Here is a 23,160-nt window from a genome sequence, read left to right as displayed (position 1 = left end):
GGACCGGCCGGCGTACTGCAGGAACACAAGGACGGAAAACCACAAGAACACGACCTCATGGAAACACGATCATGAACGCCTGGCTCCAATCATTTCTGCGCGTCGCGCTCGCGGGTGCGCTGATGGCGTTGCTTGGCGCCTGCGGCTCGCTGCCACCCGCACGCGAGCGGCCCGCCGAATTCGCCGCATCCGCCGATCCCTCGACCACGCTCGCCAAGATCGCCGCCGCCTCCACGCCGCCCGGCGAGCACTCGGGCTTCCGGCTGATGCCGCTGGGCGTGTACTCGCTCGACGCGCGCATCCAGCTCGCCCAGCGGGCCCAGCGCTCGCTGGTGGTGCAGTACTACCAGCTCGAGAACGACCCCGTCGGCCGGCTGCTGTTGCGAACCCTGCGCGAGGCGGCGATGCGCGGCGTGCAGGTGCGGGTGCTGGTGGACGACCTGTACACCGTGAAGAGCCAGCAGCTGCTGCTGGCGCTGTCGGAGACGCCCAACGTGGACGTGCGCCTGTTCAACCCGTTCTGCTGCGGCCGCAACGGCTTCCTGTCGCGCTTCGCAGCCTCGCCCTGGGAGATTCCGCGGCTCAACCACCGCATGCACAACAAGCTCTTCATCGCCGACGGCGTGATGGCGGTGGTGGGCGGGCGCAACATCGCCGAGGAATATTTCGTGCTGAGCGAGGCGCAGAACTTCATCGACATGGACGCGCTGGTGGTCGGCAAGGTGGTGCCGCAGCTCGAATCGATCTTCGATGCCTACTGGAACAGCGAGCAGGTCTGGCCGATCGCCGACATCGTGACGGGCGAGGGTGGCCGCAAGCCGACCGGCGCCGACTTCGACGGCTGGGTCGGCATGGCCGCGCCGCCGCCGAAGATCGTGCTGCCGCCGTCCGACATCCTGGGCTACGGACCGATCGGCGAGGAGCTCGACGCCGGCCGCATGGGGCTCCTGTGGGGCGAGGCCCGCGCGATTGCCGATCCGCCGACCAAGCCCACGACCATGACGGCCGAGGAGGCCATCGCCACCAGCGTCACGATGAAGGTCTGGGCGCTGATGCTCGACGCCAAGACCGAGGTCGATCTGACCTCGCCGTACCTCGTTCCGGGCGAGCGCGGCATGGAGGCCTTCCAGGACCTGACGCGGCGCAAGGTCAAGCTCACGCTGCTGACCAACTCGCTGGCGGCCAACGACGAGCCGCTGGTGCACACCGGCTACGCGCGCTACCGCGAACGGCTGCTGCGAAGCGGTGCCGACCTTTACGAACTGAGCCCGCAGCGCACCAGCGCGGGCGAGCGCTTCGGCATGTTCGGCAAGTCGCTCGGGCGGCTGCACGCGAAGACGGCGGCCATCGACAAGAGGCGCATCTTCATCGGCTCGATGAACCTCGACCCGCGCTCGGCCAGCCAGAACACCGAGATGGGCGTGGTGGTCGACAGCCCGCAGCTGGCGCGCGAGATGCTGCGCGTGATCAACATCAGCAAGCTGCAGAACTCCTACCGGCTGCGGCTTGCCAAGGACACCGGCACGCTGCAATGGCTGACGAACGACGGCGAGAAGGAAATGATCCTGACCTCGGAGCCTGAGTCGGGCTTCTTCCAGCGCTTCTACAACATGCTGATCGCACCGATCGTCCCCGAGATGCTGTTGTAGCCTCGGGGGATGGCGCAGACCTTCACCTCGTTGTCCGCCCCGCAGGTCATGCTGTGGGGACTGCTTTTCTTCGGCGGCATCTACCTCGGCTTCGGAGCCATCACCTGGCTGCTGACGAAGCGCGCGCTGCCGGCGCTGGGCATCGGGCGCGTGCTCGATCCGCGGCCGCTGCAGCCGGGGCAGCTGCGGCGCGAGCTGATGCAGTCGGGCGTGTCGGTGCTGATCTTCGGGCTGGGCATGGTGTTTCCCTGGGGGCTGCTGCAGCTGGGCTGGGCGCGGCTCGATCCCGATGCAAGCTGGCGGCAGATTGCGGTGGAGATCATCGTGCTGGCGATCTGGAACGACGTGCACTTCTGGATCAATCACCGGCTGCTGCACACCCGCTGGCTGCGGCGCTTTCACGGGCCGCACCACCGCTCGTTCGTGACCACGCCGTGGTCGACCTACAGCTTCCACCCCATCGAGGCGCTGATGCTGGGCAACGTGATCCTGCTGCCGATGGTGGTGCACGACTTCAGCTTCTGGTCGCTGGCGGCGGTGCCGGTGTTCAGCCTGTTCTTCAACTGCGTCGGGCACTCGAACTACGACTTCTTCACGGGCGTGTCGTACAGCCACTGGTTCGCGGCGAGCCGCCGGCATCACCTGCACCACGCGGTGCACAACGGCAACTACGGGTTCCAGTTCACCTTCATGGACCGGCTGTTCGGCACGCGCGTGGCGGCCGATGCGGCCGAGCCGGTTCTGCAGGCTTTCCGCAAGAAGCATGGCGCGACCACGGCTTGAGGTGAGCCGCCGCCTGCCGAGGCTGCGTCACCGGCGCGACTGGCAGAGCCTTGCCTATCTCGTCGCCTTGCCCGCGCTGGCGGCGTGGCAGTGGTTCCATGGCTTCAACGTGGTGCTGTACGGGCTGATGCTGTTCCTGACACTGGGCGTGGGCGTGATCCACCACAACCACGTGCACCTGCGCATGTGGCGCAGCCGGCGCATGAACCGGATCACGGACTTCTGGATCACGCTGCTGCAGGGCCATCCGACCTTCGTGTTCTGGCCTGCGCACGTCGCCAACCACCATCGCCACCGCCACGGGCCGAAGGACGTGGCGCGCACCTACCGCTTCGGCGGCGACACCAATCACCTGTGGGGCTACCTGCTGCATCCGTTCCAGGCCGTCTGGGTGCTGATGCCGCTGTTCTTCGCGTGGCTCGGCCGGCTGCGGCGGCACCGGCGGGGCGCCTGGCGCTACTGCATGGCGCAGTACGCGCTGTGGCTGGCGAGCTGGGCGGTGCTGCTGGCGATCGACTGGCGCAAGGCCCTGCTGTTCGTGATCGTGCCGCAGCTGCACGGCCTGCACTGGCTGCTGGCGACCAACTACCTGCAGCACGCGCACGCCGACGGCCGCAAACCCGCGCGGAAGGAGGCGCCGCGCGATACCGCGGGTAGCCGCTTGAACTACGCGCGCAATTTCGAAGGGCTGGTGAACCCCTTGCTGTTCAACATCGGCCTGCACACCGCACACCATGAGAACCCGCATGCCCACTGGTCCGAGCTCACCCGCCTGCATCGCGCGCATTACCGCGCGCGGGTGGACCCTGTGCTCAACGAGGGCGGGCTGGTGCCCTACATGGTGCGCGTCTTCGTGCTGGGGGCCGTGTGGCCGCGTTTTCGCAGCCGCCCGCTGATGCCCCGCGATCCATCAACCCACTGAACCATGCCTGTCCCATTCCAAAGCGTGTACCTTGAAAGCGCCGGCTATTTCATGCCGGGCGAGCCCGTCTCCAACGACCACATGGACGCGTACATCGCGCCGCTCAATCGCATGTCGGAGCGCATCAAGCGGCGCATTCTGGCGGAGAACGGCATCCTCACGCGGCACTACGCCATCGACGCCGAGGGCATGACCCGGCACACCAACGCGCAGATGGCGGCCGGCGCGATCCGCGACTGCCTGCGGCGCGGCGGGGCGGAGCTCTCGCGGGTGTCGCTGCTGGCCAGCGGCTCCTCCGGCGGCGACACGCTGATGCCGGGCTTCGCCAACATGATCCAGGGCGAGCTGGCGGCGCAGCCGATGGAAACGCATTCGCTGCACGGCATCTGCGCCGCGGGCGTGTCGGCGATCCAGACCGCCGCGCAGGGCATCGAGCTGGGCGCGCACCGCTCGGCGATGGCCGTGGCCAGCGAGATGCCATCGCGCCTTTTCAAGCGTTCGCGCTTCGCGGCCCGCGGTTACGAGACCGACTTCGACTCGCACTTCCTGCGCTGGATGCTGTCGGATGGGGCAGGGGCCTTGCTGCTGTCCGATGGCGCATCGGCCCTGGCCGGCTCGCCGGGCTTGCGGCTGAAGCTGAAGTGGGTGCACCAGCGCGCCTTCTCGGGCGACTACCCGGTCTGCATGCAGCTGGGGCTCACCGAAGACCGCGCGCGCGGGCATCTCGACTTCGGCTCCTGGGCGGAGGCAGAGGCGGCGGGGGCCTTGTCGCTGCGGCAGGACATCCGGCTGCTGCCGCACCTGTTCGACATCGGCATCCACGAGTACGCGGGACTGGTTCGCGACGGCTGGGTCGATCCGAAGCGGGTCGATCACTTCCTGTGCCACTACTCGTCCGAGAAATTCATCCCGGTGGTCGAGGACCTGATGGCCAAGGCCGACCTGTCGATCCCGCGCGAGCGCTGGTGGAGCAACCTCGCGTGGCGCGGCAATACGGGGGCGGCGTCGATCCTGGTGATGCTGGCCGAGTTCCTGCACACCAAGGCGCTGAAACCGGGCGAGCAGATCTTCTGCTACGTGCCGGAATCGGGGCGCTTCATGGCGGCGTACATGCTGCTCGAAGTGGAGGCTGTCGATGCGGCGCCCGTTGTGACGGCGCCTCGCGCTGCGGCCGTGCCGGACGAAGATCTCGTCATCGCGCCCCCGCACGACCCCGCCGCCGCGCCCGAAGGGCTGGGCGCGCTGCTGACCGAGCTGGCCGCCATCTGGCACGACTACCGCTCGCGCGTGTGGCGCACGCCGCTGATCCGCCAGATCCGCGAGCGCCGTTTTGCCGTGCCMGACTACCTGAACTGGATGGAGCAATGGGTGCCGCAGGTGCGCGAAGGCAGCAAGTGGATGCGCGAGGGCGCTGCCTCGCTGAGCGAGCCGTACCAGGTGCTGGCCTCGCTGATCGGTGTGCACGCGGGCGAGGAGCAGAACGACTTCAACATCCTCTTCAGCGACTATCGCAAGGCCGGCGGCACGGTGGAAAACATCGAGGAGCTGCGCCGCAACCCCGGCGGCGAGGCGCTCAATGCCTATCTGCACGGCCTGGCCGCCACGCGCGACCCGATCGGCCTGCTGGGTGCGATCTACATCATCGAGGGCACGGGCCAGCGCATCGTGCCGGCGCTGCTGCCGCTGCTGAAAGCCAGCCTGAAGCTGCCGCCTGACGCCTTCCGCTTCCTGGAGTACCACGGCCACAACGACGAGAACCACCTCAGCCGCTGGCTCACGGCGGTGGAGATGGTGATGGCGGTGGAAGGGCAGTCGCGCGCCGCCAGCCAGATCGTCGAGACGGCGCGCCACACGGCCGCGCTCTACCTGATGCAGTTCCAACACATCACGCAGCGGATGCCCCATGGATCGAACGCCTGAATTCCTGAAGCAAGCCCACGACGAGCGCGACCCCAGCCCCTGGCTGGCGCTCTACCTCGACCAGAGCACGCCGCTGCCCGACGACGTCAAGTCCGCGTGGCTGGCCGATTCGAGCTCCGGGTCGCGCCAGTACCTGCTGCCGTTCCTGCGGCCGATCGCTCGGCTGACGATCATCCTGATCCAGATCGCCAAGGTGTTCGTGCCTCGCAACTGGTCGCACTCGATCCTGCTGCACCGGCTGCTCGCCTGGGGGCTCAAGCGCTTCGTGTCGCCGGAGGCCAACTGGCTGATCCTGCGGCACTTCCACCTGGGATCGCAGATCCTGGCCTTCATCGGGCGCAATTCGCCGGCGCCGGTGGCCACCAGCCCGCTGGAGCCGGCCGACATCGACGCGCTGAAGGACGAGATGTTCCTGAAGCACGACCTGAACCTCTTCAACTTCGTGATCAGGCTGAACACCGCGCTGCGCGACAAGGGGTTGGCGCTGGGCAAGGCGGAAAAAGTCGATTTCTCGATGATCAAGGAGCCGGGGCCGCGGCTGGAGGACATGCCGCAGGGCCGGCTCAACTTTCTGGACCTTCAAAGCGCCATCGAACTCTTCACGCCGCTGTACCAGCTGATGCTCACGGACAACGATTTCTGGCGCGCGGCCAATTCCCTGCAGCTCGATGAAACCATCGGTATCTACGCGGCGACGATCCTGAACGCGCCGGAACACCTGATTCTGGTCAACAACAAGCACCCGCTGGTGCCGCTGTCGACCCTGCGGGCGGGGCACCGGCTGGTGATCCATGGCCTGTCCACCGAAATGCTCCACAGCCTGCTGCAGCGGATGCAGCAGGCGCAGCAAGAGGCCGAAATCACCGGCCGGGAGGAGACAACCCTGTACGAGCAGCCACTTGCATAGGCGTATGCTGCCCCCAGATGCCGACCATGAAGACAACCGATAATCCGTCTCCCAAGGCCGATCTGGCGGTGACCCATGTTTTGGCGCAACTGCTGGAAAAGCTCGAGCACAGCCCCGTACCCGTGGGTGCGGAGCAGTACCGCTCCGTGGTCGAACACCTCGTGCACGAATTCGAGGACGTCGGGCAGGGTGCAGAGCTCGGGCGGCTGCTCGATGCCTATCCGGCCGCGGCCGAGGTATACGAGAACCTCAACTACCAGCATGCCGGGCTTTGCCGCTCGGCGTTGGACGCTTCCCTTGCCGCTGAAATCAGCGCCCGGGAAGCCATTGCACGCGCAAAGCGCCGTGCCGAACCGAACAGCAAGGACTTAATGCATGGCGAAGGGTGAAGTGAAGACGGCAGTGGTGGCGGACGGCCTGCGCTACAAGTCGAAGGCGCCGGGGTCGCCGTTTCGTGCCTCGGCCTCCTTCAGCGGGGCGACCATGTCGTGCTTCATGTGCGGCAAGCACCGGGTGCGCTCGCAGTTGCGCACCCGCCAGGTGCTGGGCAAGTCGCAGACGGTCTGCGCGCCTTCGTGCAAGGCCCTCGACGAAGCCCTGGAGTAGGCGCTTCCAGCCCCGGGACGGGTTAACCGCTACCACAGAGGGGAGGCATTTTGGCGACATTTCCTCGTGCATAAGTCACGGAATGGCCTTCCGCATTCTCGGGATTCGCTATACAGTTGGACACAAATGATGCATGTAATTGCATGTAATCAAGAGTCCTACTAGTAGCTGATTTCCAATGAATTGCTGCCACGCCGTTTACACGCCCCGCGGGCTACGGAATTCAACCTTTGCCAAGGGGTTCTGCCATGGGTAAGTCGCGCCACGTGGTCATGCAGGTGGTCAGGCGCTCTTCCGGCAGCGCGACCCACCATGTCGAGTTCCTGATGGACGACAACTTCGCCGAGCGCCTTCGGCAGCTGCGTTCGCTGGTACCGCCCCTGGGCAGCCTTAACAAGCAGCGCGATCTGGTCATCGACAAGGTGCGCGTTCGCCTGCCGAACGCAATCTGGCGTTCCGGCAACGAGATCGACATGGACGGCGGCGTCGATGGCTCCTGCATCGTCATCGCTGCCGAGGGCTCTTTCAACTGCGGCGGCAAGGACCGCAAGACGCGCGAGAAGCTCGTGACCTACAACTTCTCGATCTCGCGCCTCATCGAGCTGCACGCCGAGCGTCCCGAGGGCGAAACCCTGTACATCCGCGACGGCGTGTTCGCCAACGACGAGCCGGCCGAATCGCCGGCCGGCCGTTGGGTCGCTTCGATGCACGAGCTGGAGGTGGTGATGCGGGTGCCGGATGCTCCTTCCGACTTCGACACCCTGCACGATCTTCAGATGCGTCCTGAGCATCAGCAGGCGGGTGCCGCGACCACCAACCGCGCCAACTTTTACTGAGCGAGGCCCTGCTGCCGAGTTTCAACCGGCGGCAGCCGCCTCCGGTGCCGCGCCGACCGGCGTGAACTGCGCGCGGTTGTCCGCGAGCCAGCGCTCCGAGAGGCTGCTGTCCTGCTGCATCGGATGGAAATCGGTGCGCAGGTAGCTGCGCCAGCCGGCGATGTTGCCGCGCAGGAGACCGTCGCGGCTCAGGAGGATGCGCGCGGCGCTCTTCCAGGTCGACCATTTCCACAGCTGCTTCTCGTGGCGCAGGTTGTCGATGGTCTGGCGCATCAGGTCGCCCAAAAACATCATCGTGACGCGGCGGAACCAGCGCGTGCGCCATTCGTCGGAGCCGCCGGCGGCCTTGTAGATGTCGAAGGCCACGCTCTTGTGCTCCAGCTCTTCGGCGCTGTGCCACAGCCACATGGTGCGCAGCCGGGGCTCGGCACCATCGAGGGTGCCGGGATGGGCAAGCAGCCACTCGGCGAACATGGCCGTGAAGTGCTCGGTGGCCGCAGTCACCGCCAGCGCGTGGCGCGGGTCGGCGCCTTCCATCAGTTCCATGCGCTTGCTCGCCCGAGCCGTCCAGCGGTCGACCAGCCCCTGTTTTTCGAGGTGGTTGTTGAAGAGCGAATGAATGCGCCGGTGCGTGGCCTCCTGCCCGATGAAGCCGCGCACGTCGGCCTTGTGCTGTTCCTGAACCTCCGGCGGCAGCGTGGCGACGGCGTCGCGCACCGCGTCGATGAAGAATTGCTCGCCAAAGGGGAAACTCATCGACAGGGCGTTGAAGAAAGCGGTCGAGAATGCGTCGCCGCCGCACCAATTGCGCGCGAAGGGCGGTTGCAGGTCGATCAGCAGGCGGCGTACAACGAGGTCGGTCATGGGAACAAGCCTTGGAAAAGCGCGGATTGCGTGGGGCGGGTCTGCTGGTACATCTTCGTACCGCGTGCGGCCATGTTGCAATTGTGAGTTGGTACTGTCAAGTACCCGGGCGTAGGAAAATGTGTCCTCCATGAGCGAAACCATCGAAAGACCGGCTCCCTCCAAGTCCGCGGAGGCCCCCGGGAGCGAGCACTACGCGCGCCTGCTGCAGGGCATGGCGCATGCCGTGGCGGCCAAGGGCTATGCCGAGACCACCATTGCCGACATCGTGCGCGAGGCCGCGGTGTCGCGCCGCACTTTCTACGAGCATTTCAGCACCAAGACCGAGTGCCTGATCGCGCTCTATGAAACCGCCAGCCGGCTCGCGCTGCAGGCGGTGAGCGAGGCCTTCGATCCGGCGCAGCCGTGGCATGCGCAGGTCGAGCAGGCGATGACGGCGTATTTCGATTACCTCGCGCAAGATCCGGCGCTGCTGCGCACGCTCTTCGTCGAGATCCTCGGGCTCGGCCTGCCGGGTCTTGCGGTGCGCCGCCGGGTGAACGACGAGATCGCCAACTTCATCCAGGCCGCCATCAACAGCAGCGGCAACGGCGACGCGGAAGGCCCGGCCGTGCATCTCACGAGCCAGATGGCGATGACGGTGGTGGGCGGCATCAACGAACTGGTGTTGCAGGCCATCGAGCAGAACCGCGCGGGCGACCTGCGCGAGCTGGTGGAGCCCTCCACGCGGCTGGTGCGCGCCGTGGCTGCCGAGAGCCGGCGCTAGGCCTGCTTCGGCGTTGTGGCCACGAGCCGGAGCGTCAGAAGCCCCGCCAGGGTCAACGCCAGCAGCGCGCCCAGATAGGGCAGCACGTCATGCAGCGGCGCGCCCATCTGGTTGAGCCGAAGCGAGGCCTGAATGCCCGATGTGCTCGGAAAGAGCCAGCGCAGCGCCCGCAACGGCTCCGGCAAGGCCTCCACGGGCCACGAGAAGCCCGAGAGAAACGCCATCGGCAGCGCCGTGAACAGCAGCACCTGCAAGGCCCGCTCGCGGTCGCGGAACCAGCAGCCCAGCAGCAGCCCCACCGTGCAGATCGCCGGCACGTAGAACGCCAGCAGCACCAGCGCACCCAAGGGGTTTCCGCCGCGCGGGTAGTCCTGCAGGAAGAACACCCAGCCGAAGTAGAAGACGCCGCTCAGGATGCCGAACGCCGAGAGCGCCCCCAGCCGCCCCAGCCAGGCGCCCATCGAGGCACGCAGCCTTCCGGCCTCGGCCCAGGTGCCGGCCAGCATCGCCACGCCCATCAGCAGCGTCTGCTGCAGGATGAGCAAGGCCACCGCCGGCACCACGTAGCTGCCGTAGCCCTCGGTGGGGTTGAACAGCGCGACGAACTGCGTGTTGAGCGGACTGCGGCTGCGTGCCGCCTGCACCGCGCTCTGGCCGCCGGCCTGCAGCTTGCGGATCTCGACGCCCGCCGACACCGTGCCCACGGCCTCCGAGAAGCCGTACAGTACCGCCTTGTTGAGCAGCGCATAGGCGCCGTTGCCCTCGATGGTGACCACGGCCGAGGTGCCGCGCAGCACGTTGCGCTTCAGGTCGGCCGGCAGCAGCGCATAGCCCTCGATTTCGCCGCGCCACAGCGCCTTCTGTGCCTCGCCCACGTCCCCGGTGACCATGCGCACGTCCAGCCGTGGGTTGGCCATGGCGAAGCGCGCGATCTGCCTCGACAGGCCGGTGTGGTCCTGGTCGACCACCGCCACCGGCACGCGCGTCACGGCCTGCGTGCCGTAGGGCCACGGATAGAAGAAGCCGTAGATGATGGGTGCGAGCAGCATGATCAGCAGCACGCCCTTGTCGCGCAGCACCGCGAGCGCGGTTTCGCGCCATGCGGAGCCGAAGCGCAGCCGCTCGTCGCTCATCAGCGTCCACCCCAGCTCTCGGGCGCCTTGGCGGCCTTCACCAGCGCCCCGGCGCATGCTGCCATCAGCACGCCCGTGCCCAGCACCATCCACAGCGGCGTCGCCACCGAGTACGCCACCGGCGCGCCCATCTGCAGCTGCTCCATCTGCACGCGGATGTAGTGCGTGTAGGGCAGCAGGTTGGCCCAGGCCTGCGCCAGCAGCGGCATCGTCACCAGCGGGAAGCCCACGCCGCCGAACGCAAAGGCAGGCGCGGTGATGAAGCCCGTGGCCGACAGGGCGGTGCGCAGCGAGCGCGTGAGTCCCGCCACGAAGGCTCCCAGCGCGATCGACAGCGCCAGGAAGACCAGCAACGCGAAGAGCGTCCACCCGAGCGAGCCGACCGGGTGCCAGCCCCGGCCCGCGGTGATCCACAGCATCGCCGCCAGCGCCACCACCGACAGGCTCGCGAACGGCAGCACCAGCTTGCCCGCCAGCGCGGCCAGCGCCTCGTGCCAGCGGGGCGATGCGCCCAGCCATCCGCCGATGCTGCGGTCGCGCAGCTCGCGGCCCACGGCCCAGGCGCCAGCCGTCATCGCGAGGATGTGCAGCAGCGCCGGAATCAGCGCGGCCCCAAGGAACTGCTCGTAGTCGGTCGACGTGTTGAAGAGCGCCACCATGCTCGCCTTGATCGGCTCCATGCTCACGCGCGCCGCCTTCATCGACTCGCCGCGCTTGTTGCGCACCGTGAGCTCGACCCCGCCCGAGACGGTGCCCACGGCGGTGCGCACGTCGCGCTGGATCAGGCTCGAATGCGTGCCCAGCTGCGCGTTGTGCAGCAGCACGACCTGCCCGGCACGGCCTTGCTTCACGTCGCGGCTCAGCTCGCGCGGCAGCTGCACTGCCGCGTCGACGGCGCCGCTGGTCAGCGCGCGCGCCATCTCGCCTTCGTCGCTGTAGCGCTGCGCCACGCGCAGGCCGGGCGTGGCGTCGAGAAAACGCACCACCTGCCGCGAGAGCGAGGAGTGGTCCTGGTCGAGCACGCCGATCGGCAGCCGCTCGGGCAGGCCGGCCGAGAAGATCCACCAGATCAGGAACACCCCGAGCAGCGGCACCCACGAGATCATCGCGAGGTCCCAGGGGCGCGCGCGCAGCAGCGCGAACTCGCGCCTGGCGCTGGCGGTGGAGAAGCCGCGGAGGCTCATCGCGGAAATCCGTGCAACCGCGTCAGTCCACCAGCACGCTCATGCCGGGCCGCGCGCCGTCGATCGGCTTGAGCGGCCGCGCGCGGACCTCGAAAGTGCGCACGTCGAAGCCGGTGCCGCCGCGCGTGGCGCGCCACGTCGCGAAATCGGGCAGCACGGCGCTGTAGTAGACCTTGAAGCGGGCCGTGCGCTTGCCCTCGGGCAGCGCGGGCAGGTGCGCGTCGAACTCGTTGCCCGGCGCGAAGCGGGAGAGCCGGTCTTCGCGCACGTTCAGCACCACCCATTGGTCGCTCAGGTCGACCACCGTGACCACCGCCACGCCCTGCGGCGAAAGCTCGCCGACCTTCGCCAGCACCTTGGCCACTTCGCCGGCCACGGGGCTGCGCAACTCGGTCTCGGCCTTGGCGGCTTCGGCCTCGGCCACCACGCCGGCAACCTGGCGGGCCTGCGCGCTGGCTGCGGCCTTGTCCTCGGGGCGGGCGCCGGTGCGCGCCATGTCGTACTGCGCCTTGGCCGCGATGGCTGCGTCGCGCGAAGCCTTCCAGTTGGCCTCGGCCTCGTCGCGCTTCTGGTCGGCCACCAGGCCGTCGCGCGCAAGTCCGTCGACGCGGCGGAACGAGGTCTGCGCGAGCTGCGCCGCGGTTTCTGCGCGCTGCCACTGCATGCGTGCCATCTCCACTTCCTGCGGGCGGGCGCCGTTCTGCGCCTTTTCGGCGACGGCCTGCGCGGCCTGTTCGGCGGCTGTGGCCTGCGCGAGCTTGGCACGCACCTCGGGGCTGTCCATGCGCACCAGCACCGTGCCGGCCTGGATGCGGTCGCCTTCCTTCACCGGCACCTCGGCGATGCGCGCCGTCACCTTGCCGGCGACGTCGGTTTCGCGCGCCTCCATCTGGCCCTGGAACACTTCCGGCGCCGGCCGCGAGGCGCGCCAGAAACCCCAGACGAGCAGCGCCAGCACGAGCAGGGCGGCAAAGATCGCGATCAGTTTTCGGGTCTTGGCACTCATCATCAATTCACCTTCACGTCGGCACGCGCGATGTAGTCGGAAAACTTCTCGGAAAGCCCCGCGCTCTCGAGCAGCTGCGCGAGCGCCTGGACGTAGTCGTTGGCGGCCTGCGCGCGTTCGGTCAGCACCTTGGCCTGGTTGGTCTCGGCGTCGATCAGGTCGAGCGTGGTGCTCGTGCCCTCGCGCAGGCCGGCGGTGCGCAGCTTCACGACCTCCTGCGCCAGCTCGACCGAAGCCTTCATCTCCAGGTACTGGCGCCGCGCGTTCTCCAGCGCGCGCCAGTTGCGTTCGACCAGCAGCGAGATGTCGCTGCGCGCCTGCGCGTCGGTGCGTTCGGCCTGTTCTACCTGCTTGAGCGAGGCGGCCGCGAGCTTGTCGCGGTCGACCGAGTCGTACAGCGTCCAGCGCACGCCGACGCCGGCAACCCAGTCGGCATTGCCGCTCTTGAGCTCGCGCGTGCCGAAGGCGATCACCTGCGGCCGGCGCAGCGCCTCTTCGCCTTCGTGCAACTGCTCGGCCTGCGATTTCTTGGCCGCGACCTTGTCAAGACCCGGGTGCCGCGTGAGCGCCGAGTCGATGAAGTAGTTCAGCGGCTCGATCGGCGTGCTGATGAGAAAGAGCGGCGTCTGCGGCGCCACGCTGCCGTCGGCGCGCACCGTGCGGGCCAGCGCGACGGACGCGAGCGCTGCGTCGTTCTCGGCCTTGCGCGCGTTGCGGCGCGCTTCTTCATACGCGGCGCTCGCCTGCAGCCGCTCGACGCGCGAGATCACGCCGGCCGCCAGCATCTTCTGCGCCGCCGAGTCGTGCTGGGCGATGGTGCGCTCGGCCTGCAAGCGCAGGGCGGCAGCGCGGCGTGCGAGCTGCGCGCCGAAGTAGCGCTGCACGAGCAGGGTGTCGACCTCGTGGCCGGCCTGTTCGGCATCGGCCTGCGCTTCGCGCGTCTGGGCCGACACGAAGCCGCGCACCGCGTCCGTCGCGCCGCCCACGTAGAGCGGCCAAACGGCCGAGATCGACGCGTTGGCGCCGGTGTCGTGGCGGTTGAGCGTGTAGCTGTTGGGCAGCTGCGGAATCGGCACCCGGGCGATCACGCTCTGGATGGAGGTCGGCAGCGAGGAACCGAGTTGCCCGAGCTTCTGGTTGAGCGGGTCGAGGTCGAGATTCAGGTTCGCGTTGTAGGCATAGGCCAGCCCCGAGACGCTGATCGACGGGCCGCCCAGGCCTTTGAGGCCCTGGCCCTGCAGTTCCTTCGCGTCGACGGCCGCGCGGGCGGCGGCCAGCTTGTCGGAGCGGTCGATCATGCGGGCGCGCGCGGCGTCGAAGCTGAGGGAGAGGGCGTCGTCGCGGCCGGCTTGCGGCTGGGTCTGTGCGAAGGCCGGGCTGCACAGCACGAGCAGCGCCGGCAGCAGGCTCGGCAGGAAGGGGCGAGTGGCGTGGCGGGTTCGTGTCGTCATCGTTTCAGCTGGCCTTGCGGCGCAGCAGGGCGTCGAGCTCCTGCTGCAGGATCACGGGGAACGCGGCCTGCACCGCGCCGGTGGCGAGCCCTCGTGCCTGTTCGAGCAGCTGGGCTGTCCGCCCGGCCTCGATGGCGTCGCCGCTCAGCAGGTTGTCGGCCAGCGTGCGCAGCCAGTGGCGCGCCACGGTGCGCAGCGTGCGGGCCATGGTTTCCTGCATGCTGATCGCTTCCTCCAGCGGCAGGCCGAGCGCGGCGAGCTGTTCGGCGATCTGGCCGAGCGCGGGGCTGAGCATCTGCACCTGGCCGTCGGGTAGTTCGCGCATCAGGCCGGCCTTGGTGGCGCGGGAGAGCAGGGCGGGCGTCATCTGGCCCTTCCACTTGGCGGCCAGCGCGTCGGCCGAGACCAACACCGGTGTTTCTTCGGCGAAGAGGCTGCCCGAAACGGAGCGGGCCACGGCCACCAGGTCGCGCCAGGCGGAGGCCGGCGCGCGGCCGAAGATGCGGCGGATGGCCTCGATGCCGAAACCCTGGTCGCGCAGTTCGCGGATCAGCGCGAGGCGCTGCGCATGCTCTTCGCCGTACAGGCCGAGCCGGCCGCGCAGCCTGGGCGGCGGCAGCAGGCCGGCGGTGGTGTAGGCGCGGATGTTGCGCACCGTCACGCTGGTGCGCGCCGCCAGCTCCTCGACGGAGAGTTCCTGGGCGGCATCGGTGACGGCTGGCGTGTTCATGTGACTGGCCGAATGTTACATCATCGATGTCACATAGACGTGCCTAGACCTGGATCGTCGGCTTGTAGTCCGCCGGCAGCACTTCGTTCCACTTGCCGAAGAGCGCCATCAGCCCGACGGCCACCGCACCCGACAGCAGCACAGCCCCGCAGGCATGCGCCCAGCCGTTGTCGAAGGCGCCGAACATCACGGCGCGGAAGGCCTGCACCACCCAGCTGAAGGGCAGCCAGCCGTGCACGTCACGGAAAAAGCCGGCCGAAAGCTCCACCGGCAGCACCCCGCCGCCGGCCGACAGCTGCAGCGTGAGCAGCAGCAMGGTGAGGATGCGGCCGAAATCGCCGAACACATGCAGGATCGCGAAAAGCACCACCAGGAACACCAGCGAGGCCAGCGCCATCGTCAACGCCAGCGCCGGCACGTTCGGCGCCTGCACCCGCAGCACGCCGACCAGCGTCGCCAGCACCAGCGCCACCTGCAGCAGCACGATGAGCGCCGGCATGGTGATCTTGCCCAGCGTCTTCGCGAGCTTCGGATAGTGGCTGTGCTCCGACAGCACGATGCGGATGTTGAACAGGTAGCCCGCCATCACCGCGCCGATCCACAGCGCCACCGACACCATGTTGGGCACGAAGGCGCTGCCGTTGTTGGCCACCGGCGCCACCACTTCGACCTTGGGCTCGACCGAGTCGGCCAGCCCCGAGGCGCTGCCCTGGATGCGGGTGATCGAAGCGGGCAGGGCGGCCTCGATGGTGCGCACGCCGGTCGACAGGCGCTCCGCGCCCTGGGCGAGCTGCGCGCCGCCCTGCACGAATTCGTCGAGCTTGCGGTCGGGCGGCAGCTTGCCGGACATGGTGTGGATGCCGGCGGCGAGCGCCGTCATGCCGTCGGTGAGCTTGACCACGCCGCCGTCGAGGGCCGTCGCGCCCGCCGCGAGCTTGTGGCTGCCGTCCTGCGCCTTCGTCATGGCGGCCTGCGCCTGCTCGATGCCGCCGCGCAGCTTGTCGGCGCCGGCCGCGAGCTCGCCCGCGCCCTTGGCGATGCGATCGCCCACGAAGGGGATGTCGGCGGTCTCCTTCTGCATCCTGCGCGCGCCGTCGCCTAGCTGGCCGGCGCCGCCTTCGAGCTGCTCGAGCCCGTCGCCGATCTGCGCGAGCCCGCTGCCAAGTTCGCGCTGGCCCGACGCGAGCTGCTGCGAGCCGGCCTTGAGCGCTCGCAGGTCGGCATCGGCCGGTAGCTTCGACTCGATGGTGCGGATGCCGCCGTTGAGCTGCTTGAATCCGCTGCCCACCTGCTGGGCCGCCGCGCCGTACTGGGCGGCGCCGCTGGCCAGCGCCTGGCTGCCGTCGCGCAGCTCCATCAGCGCTTGCTTGAGCTTGTCGAGCCGTGCCTGCGAGCCGGACGCTGCGCTAAGCACCAGCCCCCAGCGCTGCTCGTTGAGCATCTCGTTGACCTGGTGCCCCAGCTCGCCCGCGAAGCGCCGCGCCAGGCCGGCCGAGCTGTAGTTGTTGCCCTCGGAGGTGTAGACCACGATCTGTCCCGCACCGCGCTGCGTGCCGGGCACCGCGTTGGCGCTGAAGTCGGGCGGGATCAGCAGTGCGAAGGCCAGCGTGCCGCGCCGCACCTCGGCGCGCGCGGCCTCGGCGTCGGTCATCGTGCGGAAGCCGAAGGCGCGCTTGTCGAGCAGGGTGTGCGTGAGCTCGTCGCCCACATTGACCGTGCGCGACATGTAGGTCACGCCCTGGTCCTGGTTGACGATGGCGGCGGGCAGGTCGGCCGTGTGGCCGGCCGGATCCCACACGCTTGAGAGATAGATCAGCGCATAGATCGCAGGCACCACGCCGACCGCCACCACGGCCAGCAGGATGCGCGGAAAGCGCCGCACGATCGCCAGCTCGGCCCGGGCGATGGCCCAGGTGCCGACGAACAGTGCCTGGAGGTATCGCATGGGGCTAGGAGGCTGCCTGCAGCGCCATGGCGGTGGGTCGCGCGAAGAAAGCGCTGGTCAGCCCGGCTTTCGCTGCGCGGGGTCGTAGAAGAACTGCTCTTCGGCGATGCGGTCGCCTTCCCAGCGCTGCCAGGCGATTTCTTCCATGCGCATCCTGCCGCCGCCCTTGAACGTGAACTCGAATATCCAGTGGATCGCCACGTGGTCGCCGTTCACCAGCACCGGCCGCACGCAGGTGGAGACCACCGTTTCGGTGCGGTCGAGCACGGCGGTTTCCTGCGCCACCAGCGTGCTGCGGCCGCGCCGGGGCTCGGCCTGGTTCTCGCGCATGGTGGCATCTTCGGTGTAGTAGTCCTCGATGGCCTTGGCATGCGCGCCGCCTTCGACGGCGGCGATGAATGATTCGAGTCGTTCGGGCGTGGGCATTCTCAGGACTTTACTTTGACTTCGACGCGGCGTGCCTCCGAAGCCGGGCCATCGGCCTGCGACTGCTCGGGCTTGGCCAGCTCGATCTTGTCGGCGGGAGCGCCGGCTGCCTTGAGCGCATCGCTCACGGCCATCGCACGCTGCTTGGCGAGTTCGGCGTTCTTCGCCGGATCGCCGCTGGCGTCGTGGTAGCCGCTCACGAGCACGGTGCTGCCGCTCTGCACGGCCTTGATGACGTCGGCCAGCGCCTCCTTGGCGTTCGGCGCCACTTCGGAACTGGCGCTCGCGAAGTAGAACTTCACGACGCCGTTCTCCACCTTGACCGCGGCGGCTTCGGCGGCCGATACGGCGCCCGATGCAACCACTGCGGCAGGCGTCGTCGGAGCCATGGCCGCCGGCGCCATCGCGGCGGGCGGTGTCTCGACCTTCGCCGGAGCCGCGGCAGCCGCATCGCCCGCATGGAACTTCACCACCAGCGGCACGATGAGCAGCGCCACGATGTTGATGATCTTGATCAGCGGGTTCACCGCCGGGCCGGCCGTGTCCTTGTAGGGGTCGCCCACGGTGTCGCCGGTGACGGCGGCCTTGTGCGTCTCGCTGCCCTTGCCGCCGAAGTGGCCGTCCTCGATGTACTTCTTGGCGTTGTCCCAGGCGCCGCCCCCCGTGCACATGCTGATGGCGACGAACAGGCCGGTGACGATGGTGCCCATCAGCAGCCCGCCCAGCGCCTTCGGCCCCAGCACCAGGCCGACGACGATCGGCACCAGCACCGGCAGCAGCGAGGGGATCATCATTTCCTTGATGGCCGCGCCGGTCAGCATGCCAACGGCCTTGCCGTACTCGGGCTTGCCGGTGCCTTCCATGATGCCGGGGATGTCGCGGAACTGGCGCCGCACTTCCTCCACCACCGCGCCGGCCGCGCGGCCCACGGCCTCCATCGCCATCGCGCCGAACAGGTAGGGAATCAGCCCCCCGATGAAGAGGCCGACGATCACCATCGGATCGCTCAGGTTGAAGCTGATCGCCTGGCCGAAGCTCTCCAGCTTGTGCGTGTAGTCGGCGAAGAGCACCAGCGAGGCCAGGCCCGCCGAGCCGATGGCGTAGCCCTTGGTCACCGCCTTGGTGGTGTTGCCCACAGCGTCGAGCGGGTCGGTCACGGCGCGCACGCTGTCGGGCAGCTCGCTCATCTCGGCGATGCCGCCGGCGTTGTCGGTGATGGGGCCGTAAGCGTCCAGCGCCACCACGATGCCGGCCATGCTCAGCATCGACGTGGCGGCCACGGCAATACCGTAGAGGCCAGCCAGCGAGTAGGCGGCCAGGATCGCGATACAGACGAAGATCACCGGCCAGGCGGTGGAGCGCATCGACACGCCCAGGCCCGCGATGATGTTGGTGCCGTGGCCGGTGGTCGAGGCCTGCGCGATGTGCTGCACGGGCTTGTACTGCGTGCCGGTGTAGTACTCGGTGATCCACACCAGTGCGGCCGTCAGCGCGAGGCCCACGAAGCAGGCGCCGAACAGCTTCAACTGGCTGCCGCTGGCGGCGATGGCGTTGTCGGGAATCAGCCAGCTGGTGACGAACCAGAAGGCGATCAGCGACAGAATGCCCGACACCGCCAGCCCCTTGTAGAGCGCCGGCATCACGTTGACCATGCCCGGCGAGGCCTTCACGAAGAAGCAGCCGATGATCGACGCGATGATCGACACGCCGCCCAGCGCGAGCGGATACAGCACCGCGTTGGTGGGCGCCGCCGCGACCATCAGCGCGCCCAGCACCATGGTGGCGATGAGCGTCACGGCATAGGTTTCGAACAGGTCGGCCGCCATGCCGGCGCAGTCGCCGACGTTGTCGCCCACGTTGTCGGCGATCACGGCGGGGTTGCGCGGATCGTCCTCGGGGATGCCGGCTTCCACCTTGCCCACCAGGTCGGCGCCGACGTCGGCGCCCTTGGTGAAGATGCCGCCGCCCAGCCGCGCGAAGATCGAGATCAGCGAGGAGCCGAAGGCGAAGCCGATCAGCGGATTGAGGGTGGCAGCGAGGCTGTGGCCCGCTGCCGGCGTGCTGCTGCCGATCAAGACCCAGTAGAAGGCCGACACGCCCAGCAGGCCCAGGCCCACCACCAGCATGCCGGTGATGGCGCCGCCGCGGAACGCGACGTCCAGCGCCGGGCCGATGCCGTGCGTGGCCGCCTGCGCGGTGCGCACGTTGGCGCGCACCGAGACGTTCATGCCGATGAAGCCGCAGGCGCCGGAGAGCACCGCGCCCACGATGAAGCCGGCGGCGGTGGTGAGGTCGAGGAACACGGCGATCAGGATCGCGAGCACGATGCCGACGACGGCGATCGTGCTGTATTGCTTGGCGAGGTAGGCCGAGGCGCCGGCCTGGATGGCCGCCGCGATCTCCTGCATGCGGGCGTTGCCCGCGTCCTTCGAGAGAATCCAACTTCGGGCCCAGAAACCGTAGGCCACGGCCACGAGACCGCAGACGATGGCCAGTATCAGGGGGGTGTTGCCGATCATGCTTTGCTTCTCCATTCGTTCGTTGTGACTAGTGGAGACGGACAGCACGGGCCCTTTGCGTGCAACGCGTACGGGACCGTGATTTCCGCCGCGTTGCTTCCTCGAAGCTCACTGCACCGGGGGTGCGGAGCCGATTGGCCAACGGTCGCAATTTACAGGCAAAAACAGATGCGTGTGCGACCGGCCGGTGACACGGAAAGTAAACTCAGGGTTTGTCCCCGTCTCTCCCATACTTTTCAACTACTCGAAAAACGTCATGTCCTTCGACAAAGTTTCCCCCGGCAAGAACCTGCCCGATGCCTTCAACGTCGTGATCGAAATCCCGATGAACGCCGATCCGATCAAGTACGAAGTGGACAAGGAATCGGGCGCGATCTTCGTCGACCGCTTCATGACGACGGCCATGTACTACCCCGCCAACTACGGCTACGTGCCGCAGACCCTGTCGGGCGACGGCGACCCGGTCGACGTGCTGGTGATCGCGCCGTACCCCCTGCTGCCGGGCGTGGTGGTGCCGTGCCGCCCCCTGGGCATCCTGATGATGGAAGACGAAGCCGGCGTCGACGGCAAGGTGCTCGCCGTGCCCACCGACAAGGTGCTGCCCATCTACAGCCACTGGAAGTCGGTGGACGACGTGAACCCGATGCGCCTGAAGGCCATCAGCCACTTCTTCGAGCACTACAAGGACCTGGAAGCCGGCAAGTGGGTCAAGGTGCTGGGCTGGGAAGGCATCGATTCGGCGAAGAAGGAAATCCTGGACGGCGTCGCCAACTACAAGAAGTAACTTATTCGTTCTCGAAGGGCGAGCGGCGCGGGTCGCGCACGAGGCTGCCAGCCAGCGACGGCGCGCAGCCCGGCCCGTCCGAGACGCTGACGCGGTCGGTGTCGAACTGGAGCGTGCGGGTGCAGCCCCCGGCCTCCCGTACCACGAGGCGCCGCTGCCCGTCGAGCACGTTCTTGCCCTGCAGCAGCATGTTGCCGCGCGGATCGGGGCAGACGTAGAGATCGATGCTCAGCGTGCCGCCCACCTCGGGCGTCACATCGAGGAAGCGGCCGTCCTTCGGGCACCGGCCCTCCACATAGCGGCCCATCCATTGCAGCAGAGGGTGGCTCAGGTAGTTGATGCGCCGCTCGTAGTCTTCCTTCAGGCAATCCGCGTTGCCCTTGCATTCGCGGTTGCGAACCGCGATCCAGTCGCGCTGGTCGCGTTTCAGGAGGGTGGGCCACTGGCCGGTGCCGGGCATCTCGACCTGCCGCTTGTAGAGCGCCGCCATTGCTTCGTCCTGCCGCGACAGGCCGGGGTCGGCGCAGATGGCCTTCTCGGTGGCGTTGCCGGCCTTGGCGCAGTCGAAGCTGGCGGCCATGGCCCACGAGCCGGCCGTCATGAAGCACAGTGCCGCGACGGCCCGGCGTGTGAATGTCTGCATGCTGGGGTCTCTCCTCGAAGCCGATGCTAGAAGAGACCCGGAGCGCCGTCGATGTGCCAAAAGGACAAGGGCGCTATGCCCTTGGACAGAGAGGCAGGCGTGTCAGCCGCGAACCGCGTCGCCGGCCAGCCGCATCCATTCGCGATTGACCGAGCGTGCGTGCGAGTTCCAGTGGCGCGCGGCCTGCTGGAGCTCGTCCCACTGGCGCTGCGCGCCGGCGGCATCGCCTTGCTGGGCGAGCCATGCGATGTAACGGGCGCGGGCCTCGACGGTGTTGTAGCGGCTGAGCGCGTCTTCGAAGGCTGCGCGTGCTTCGGCCTGCTGGCCGTTGGCGGCGAGGGCGCGTGCGGTGAGCACTGCCACTTCGTCCTTGCGATAGTCATCGCGCGTGGAGCGCAGCGTCTGCASCGCCTGCAGGGCGTCGCTCCCGGCCGTGGCTCCGCCTGCGGCGAGCAGGGCGCTGGCCAGGCCGAACTGCAACTCGGGGTCGGAGGCCAGCGGGCCCTTCAGTGCATCGCGGTAGTGGCCGACGGCATCGGCGGCCTGGCCCTTGTCGAGCGCGGCCTTGGCGAGGCGCAGCTTGTTCTGGGCGGTGGGAGCGAGGTCGTAGGCTTCGGAAGCGGCGCGGTACTCGCGCTCGGGGTCGATGAAGCCGATGGCCGCAGTCGCCACCTTGCCGGCGGTGCGTTGCATGCGCGAGGCGGGCAGGTACTCGACCACGAAGTACACGATGCTGCCCAGAAGCGGAAAGCTGAAGAGGATAAGCAGCCAATACATCTGCTTGCCGTGGCGCATCGCATGCACGGCGAAGAACAGCGCAATGAGGATGTGCAGGCCCAGTCCGAGGAATGGCATCGATTTCTCTCTGAGTTGTTGTGGATGTCGGGCGCTTTTATAGCAGTCCCGAATGGCACTCAGACTGACTTGAAGGGGCTGCGCTCGCCCAGGTGGTCCATGTAGTTCTCGATGCCCGCGCCCTCGCGTTCGAGAAAGCGCTCCACCGCGTCGGCGAAGGACGGATGTGCCAGCCAGTGGGCGCTGGTGGTCTTCACCGGCATCAGCGCGCGTGCCATCTTGTGCTCGCCCTGTGCGCCGCCCTCGAAGCGCTKCGCGCCATGCTCGATGCACCAGGCCAGCGGCTGGTAGTAGCAGGCCTCGAAGTGCAGGCAGTCGACGCGCTCCATCGCGCCCCAGTAGCGGCCGTAGGCCACCAGTGGCCTGTCGGGCTGCGTCGAGAGCGCGATCAGGCTGCTCGCCATGGGCTTGCCGTCGCGCTCGGCGATGAAGAGCAGCCAGGCCTCGGGCATCGTGTCGGCCATGCGCCGGAAGAAGTCGCGCGTGAGGTAGGGCGGGTTGCCGTGTTCGCGGTAGGTGCGCTCGTAGCAGCGGTAGAAGAAATCCCAGTCGGCCTTGCCGATGTCCGCGCCGCGCGACCAGCGGAAGCTCACGCCGGCATCGGCCACCTTGCGGCGCTCCTGGCGGATCTTCTTGCGCTTGTCGTGGGAGAGGCTGGCGAGGAAGGCGTCGAAGTCGGGGTACTGGGCGTTGGTCCAATGGAACTGGACTGTGTTGCGCAGCATGAGGCCTGAATCGGTGCATGCGGCGATGTCCGCATCCGCCCCGAAAAGAAGGTGCAGCGACGACAGCTCCAGCTGCTTGCACAGCGCGACGAGGCCCTGCACCAGCAGAGTGCGGCTTTCCGCGTCGCGCGCCAGCAGCCGTGCGCCGGGCACCGGCGTGAAGGGCACCGCCACCACCGCCTTCGGGTAGTACGCGAGCCCATGCTGCTCGTAGGCGTTGGCCCAGGCCCAGTCGAAGACGTATTCGCCGTAGGAGTGGTCCTTGACGTAGAGCGGGCATGCTGCCTGCAACTGCTCGCCTTGCCACAGCGTGACGAACTGCGGCATCCAGCCGCTCTCGGGCGTGGCGCTGCGGCTGTCGTTCAGGGCCGAGAGGTATTCGTGGCGCATGAAGGGCGACGGCTCGGCCTCGGCGGCCAGCAGCGCATTCCATGCTTCCGGGCTCACGTCCGACGGAGACGGCAGAACCCGAATGACATAATCGTTCAAGCCTTTTTCTTCCTTCT

General features: G+C 68.0%; 22 protein-coding genes. 10 read left to right on the top strand and 12 right to left on the bottom strand.

Translation table 11 applies throughout. The annotated features are described in order from the left end of the window. Positions 1-71 precede the first annotated feature (71 nt). The 8 genes from QMO14_RS07640 to QMO14_RS07605 all read left to right on the top strand — a co-directional run bounded on the left by QMO14_RS07640 (position 72) and on the right by QMO14_RS07605 (position 7,623). A complete protein-coding gene (locus QMO14_RS07640) occupies positions 72-1,649 on the top strand; it encodes a phospholipase D family protein (RefSeq protein ID WP_301505766.1) in 1,578 nt (525 codons plus the stop codon). A 9-nt stretch (positions 1,650-1,658) separates the two neighbouring features. Next, positions 1,659-2,432, top strand: coding sequence for a sterol desaturase family protein (locus QMO14_RS07635; RefSeq protein WP_301505765.1), 774 nt, complete (start codon positions 1,659-1,661; stop codon positions 2,430-2,432). Next, positions 2,413-3,354, top strand: coding sequence for a fatty acid desaturase (locus QMO14_RS07630; RefSeq protein WP_301505764.1), 942 nt, complete (start codon positions 2,413-2,415; stop codon positions 3,352-3,354). The genes QMO14_RS07635 and QMO14_RS07630 overlap by 20 nt, the downstream gene beginning before the upstream one ends. 3 nt (positions 3,355-3,357) lie before the next feature. After that, the gene (locus QMO14_RS07625) at positions 3,358-5,274 is read left to right on the top strand and encodes an iron-containing redox enzyme family protein (protein ID WP_301505763.1); all 1,917 of its coding nucleotides are present in this window, start codon (positions 3,358-3,360) and stop codon (positions 5,272-5,274) included. After that, positions 5,258-6,181, top strand: a complete 924-nt coding sequence (locus tag QMO14_RS07620; RefSeq protein ID WP_301505762.1) for a hypothetical protein — start codon at positions 5,258-5,260, stop codon at positions 6,179-6,181. Before QMO14_RS07625 ends, QMO14_RS07620 begins: the two co-directional genes overlap by 17 nt. A gap of 17 nt (positions 6,182-6,198) precedes the next feature. After that, positions 6,199-6,570 carry a hypothetical protein gene (locus QMO14_RS07615; protein ID WP_301505761.1) on the top strand — a complete coding sequence of 124 codons (372 nt, stop codon included), beginning with the start codon at positions 6,199-6,201 and terminating at the stop codon, positions 6,568-6,570. Next, on the top strand, positions 6,557-6,787 hold the full coding sequence (locus QMO14_RS07610) for a hypothetical protein (protein WP_019653008.1): 231 nt from the start codon (positions 6,557-6,559) through the stop codon (positions 6,785-6,787). The genes QMO14_RS07615 and QMO14_RS07610 overlap by 14 nt, the downstream gene beginning before the upstream one ends. 248 nt (positions 6,788-7,035) lie before the next feature. After that, positions 7,036-7,623, top strand: coding sequence for a hypothetical protein (locus tag QMO14_RS07605; protein ID WP_019653007.1), 588 nt, complete (start codon positions 7,036-7,038; stop codon positions 7,621-7,623). A gap of 21 nt (positions 7,624-7,644) precedes the next feature. Here the strand turns inward: QMO14_RS07605 and QMO14_RS07600 are convergent, their stop codons facing one another. Further along, positions 7,645-8,487 carry a metal-dependent hydrolase gene (locus QMO14_RS07600; protein WP_301505760.1) on the bottom strand — a complete coding sequence of 281 codons (843 nt, stop codon included), beginning with the start codon at positions 8,485-8,487 and terminating at the stop codon, positions 7,645-7,647. A 130-nt stretch (positions 8,488-8,617) separates the two neighbouring features. Between QMO14_RS07600 and QMO14_RS07595 the strand changes: the two genes are divergently transcribed. Then, positions 8,618-9,253: a TetR/AcrR family transcriptional regulator gene (locus tag QMO14_RS07595; protein ID WP_301505759.1), complete on the top strand. Its 636-nt coding sequence runs from the start codon at positions 8,618-8,620 to the stop codon at positions 9,251-9,253. On the opposite strand, the gene QMO14_RS07590 is transcribed toward QMO14_RS07595, so the two are convergent. From QMO14_RS07590 to QMO14_RS07555, 8 genes are read right to left on the bottom strand one after another with little or no spacing between them, the layout of a single operon-like run. Further along, on the bottom strand, positions 9,250-10,386 hold the full coding sequence (locus QMO14_RS07590) for an ABC transporter permease (protein ID WP_301505758.1): 1,137 nt from the start codon (positions 10,384-10,386) through the stop codon (positions 9,250-9,252). The two genes, QMO14_RS07595 and QMO14_RS07590, sit on opposite strands and share 4 nt — an antisense overlap. Beyond that, the gene (locus tag QMO14_RS07585) at positions 10,386-11,570 is read right to left on the bottom strand and encodes an ABC transporter permease (protein ID WP_301505757.1); all 1,185 of its coding nucleotides are present in this window, start codon (positions 11,568-11,570) and stop codon (positions 10,386-10,388) included. The genes QMO14_RS07590 and QMO14_RS07585 overlap by 1 nt, the downstream gene beginning before the upstream one ends. A 22-nt stretch (positions 11,571-11,592) precedes the next feature. Next, a complete protein-coding gene (locus QMO14_RS07580) occupies positions 11,593-12,576 on the bottom strand; it encodes an HlyD family secretion protein (RefSeq protein ID WP_301505756.1) in 984 nt (327 codons plus the stop codon). Between the two features lie 2 nt (positions 12,577-12,578). Then, positions 12,579-14,027, bottom strand: coding sequence for a TolC family protein (locus tag QMO14_RS07575; RefSeq protein WP_301505755.1), 1,449 nt, complete (start codon positions 14,025-14,027; stop codon positions 12,579-12,581). Positions 14,028-14,031: 4 nt separating this feature from the next. Then, positions 14,032-14,757, bottom strand: a complete 726-nt coding sequence (locus QMO14_RS07570; RefSeq protein WP_301505754.1) for a MerR family transcriptional regulator — start codon at positions 14,755-14,757, stop codon at positions 14,032-14,034. 43 nt (positions 14,758-14,800) lie between these two features. Continuing rightward, a complete protein-coding gene (locus QMO14_RS07565; RefSeq protein WP_301505753.1) occupies positions 14,801-16,702 on the bottom strand; it encodes a YhgE/Pip domain-containing protein in 1,902 nt (633 codons plus the stop codon). A gap of 57 nt (positions 16,703-16,759) precedes the next feature. Continuing rightward, positions 16,760-17,128 (bottom strand): nuclear transport factor 2 family protein, encoded by a 369-nt coding sequence (locus QMO14_RS07560; protein WP_301505752.1) that lies wholly within the window; start codon positions 17,126-17,128, stop codon positions 16,760-16,762. 2 nt (positions 17,129-17,130) lie between these two features. Then, positions 17,131-19,647, bottom strand: a complete 2,517-nt coding sequence (locus tag QMO14_RS07555) for a sodium-translocating pyrophosphatase (RefSeq protein WP_301505751.1) — start codon at positions 19,645-19,647, stop codon at positions 17,131-17,133. Between the two features lie 256 nt (positions 19,648-19,903). Between QMO14_RS07555 and ppa the strand changes: the two genes are divergently transcribed. Further along, positions 19,904-20,431, top strand: a complete 528-nt coding sequence (ppa, locus tag QMO14_RS07550; protein ID WP_093195507.1) for an inorganic diphosphatase — start codon at positions 19,904-19,906, stop codon at positions 20,429-20,431. Position 20,432: 1 nt separating this feature from the next. Here the strand turns inward: ppa and QMO14_RS07545 are convergent, their stop codons facing one another. The 3 genes from QMO14_RS07545 to QMO14_RS07535 all read right to left on the bottom strand — a co-directional run bounded on the left by QMO14_RS07545 (position 20,433) and on the right by QMO14_RS07535 (position 23,143). Beyond that, on the bottom strand, positions 20,433-21,074 hold the full coding sequence (locus tag QMO14_RS07545) for a lysozyme inhibitor LprI family protein (protein ID WP_301505750.1): 642 nt from the start codon (positions 21,072-21,074) through the stop codon (positions 20,433-20,435). 102 nt (positions 21,075-21,176) lie between these two features. Next, on the bottom strand, positions 21,177-21,929 hold the full coding sequence (locus tag QMO14_RS07540) for a hypothetical protein (protein WP_301505749.1): 753 nt from the start codon (positions 21,927-21,929) through the stop codon (positions 21,177-21,179). A 59-nt stretch (positions 21,930-21,988) separates the two neighbouring features. Then, positions 21,989-23,143, bottom strand: a complete 1,155-nt coding sequence (locus QMO14_RS07535) for a GNAT family N-acetyltransferase (RefSeq protein WP_301505748.1) — start codon at positions 23,141-23,143, stop codon at positions 21,989-21,991. Positions 23,144-23,160 lie beyond the last annotated feature (17 nt).

It is taken from the genome of Variovorax sp. CAN15 (genome assembly GCF_030462475.1).
In the GTDB taxonomy this organism is placed as follows: Bacteria; Pseudomonadota; Gammaproteobacteria; order Burkholderiales; family Burkholderiaceae_C; genus Variovorax.
Note: the sequence above shows the minus strand (reverse complement) of the source record. Positions and strands in the feature narration are given on the sequence as shown.

Bases quoted from the DNA above. Each gene is read 5' to 3' on its own strand.
- QMO14_RS07640 (WP_301505766.1), top strand. From the start codon at position 72: ATGAACGCCTGGCTCCAATCATTTCTGCGCGTCGCGCTCGCGGGTGCG.
- QMO14_RS07635 (WP_301505765.1), top strand. From the start codon at position 1,659: ATGGCGCAGACCTTCACCTCGTTGTCCGCCCCGCAGGTCATGCTGTGG.
- QMO14_RS07630 (WP_301505764.1), top strand. From the start codon at position 2,413: ATGGCGCGACCACGGCTTGAGGTGAGCCGCCGCCTGCCGAGGCTGCGT.
- QMO14_RS07620 (WP_301505762.1), top strand. From the start codon at position 5,258: ATGGATCGAACGCCTGAATTCCTGAAGCAAGCCCACGACGAGCGCGAC.
- QMO14_RS07615 (WP_301505761.1), top strand. From the start codon at position 6,199: ATGCCGACCATGAAGACAACCGATAATCCGTCTCCCAAGGCCGATCTG.
- QMO14_RS07610 (WP_019653008.1), top strand. From the start codon at position 6,557: ATGGCGAAGGGTGAAGTGAAGACGGCAGTGGTGGCGGACGGCCTGCGC.
- QMO14_RS07605 (WP_019653007.1), top strand. From the start codon at position 7,036: ATGGGTAAGTCGCGCCACGTGGTCATGCAGGTGGTCAGGCGCTCTTCC.
- QMO14_RS07600 (WP_301505760.1), bottom strand. From the start codon at position 8,487: ATGACCGACCTCGTTGTACGCCGCCTGCTGATCGACCTGCAACCGCCC.
- QMO14_RS07595 (WP_301505759.1), top strand. From the start codon at position 8,618: ATGAGCGAAACCATCGAAAGACCGGCTCCCTCCAAGTCCGCGGAGGCC.
- QMO14_RS07590 (WP_301505758.1), bottom strand. From the start codon at position 10,386: ATGAGCGACGAGCGGCTGCGCTTCGGCTCCGCATGGCGCGAAACCGCG.
- QMO14_RS07585 (WP_301505757.1), bottom strand. From the start codon at position 11,570: ATGAGCCTCCGCGGCTTCTCCACCGCCAGCGCCAGGCGCGAGTTCGCG.
- QMO14_RS07580 (WP_301505756.1), bottom strand. From the start codon at position 12,576: ATGAGTGCCAAGACCCGAAAACTGATCGCGATCTTTGCCGCCCTGCTC.
- QMO14_RS07575 (WP_301505755.1), bottom strand. From the start codon at position 14,027: ATGACGACACGAACCCGCCACGCCACTCGCCCCTTCCTGCCGAGCCTG.
- QMO14_RS07570 (WP_301505754.1), bottom strand. From the start codon at position 14,757: ATGAACACGCCAGCCGTCACCGATGCCGCCCAGGAACTCTCCGTCGAG.
- QMO14_RS07560 (WP_301505752.1), bottom strand. From the start codon at position 17,128: ATGCCCACGCCCGAACGACTCGAATCATTCATCGCCGCCGTCGAAGGC.
- QMO14_RS07555 (WP_301505751.1), bottom strand. From the start codon at position 19,647: ATGATCGGCAACACCCCCCTGATACTGGCCATCGTCTGCGGTCTCGTG.
- ppa (WP_093195507.1), top strand. From the start codon at position 19,904: ATGTCCTTCGACAAAGTTTCCCCCGGCAAGAACCTGCCCGATGCCTTC.
- QMO14_RS07545 (WP_301505750.1), bottom strand. From the start codon at position 21,074: ATGCAGACATTCACACGCCGGGCCGTCGCGGCACTGTGCTTCATGACG.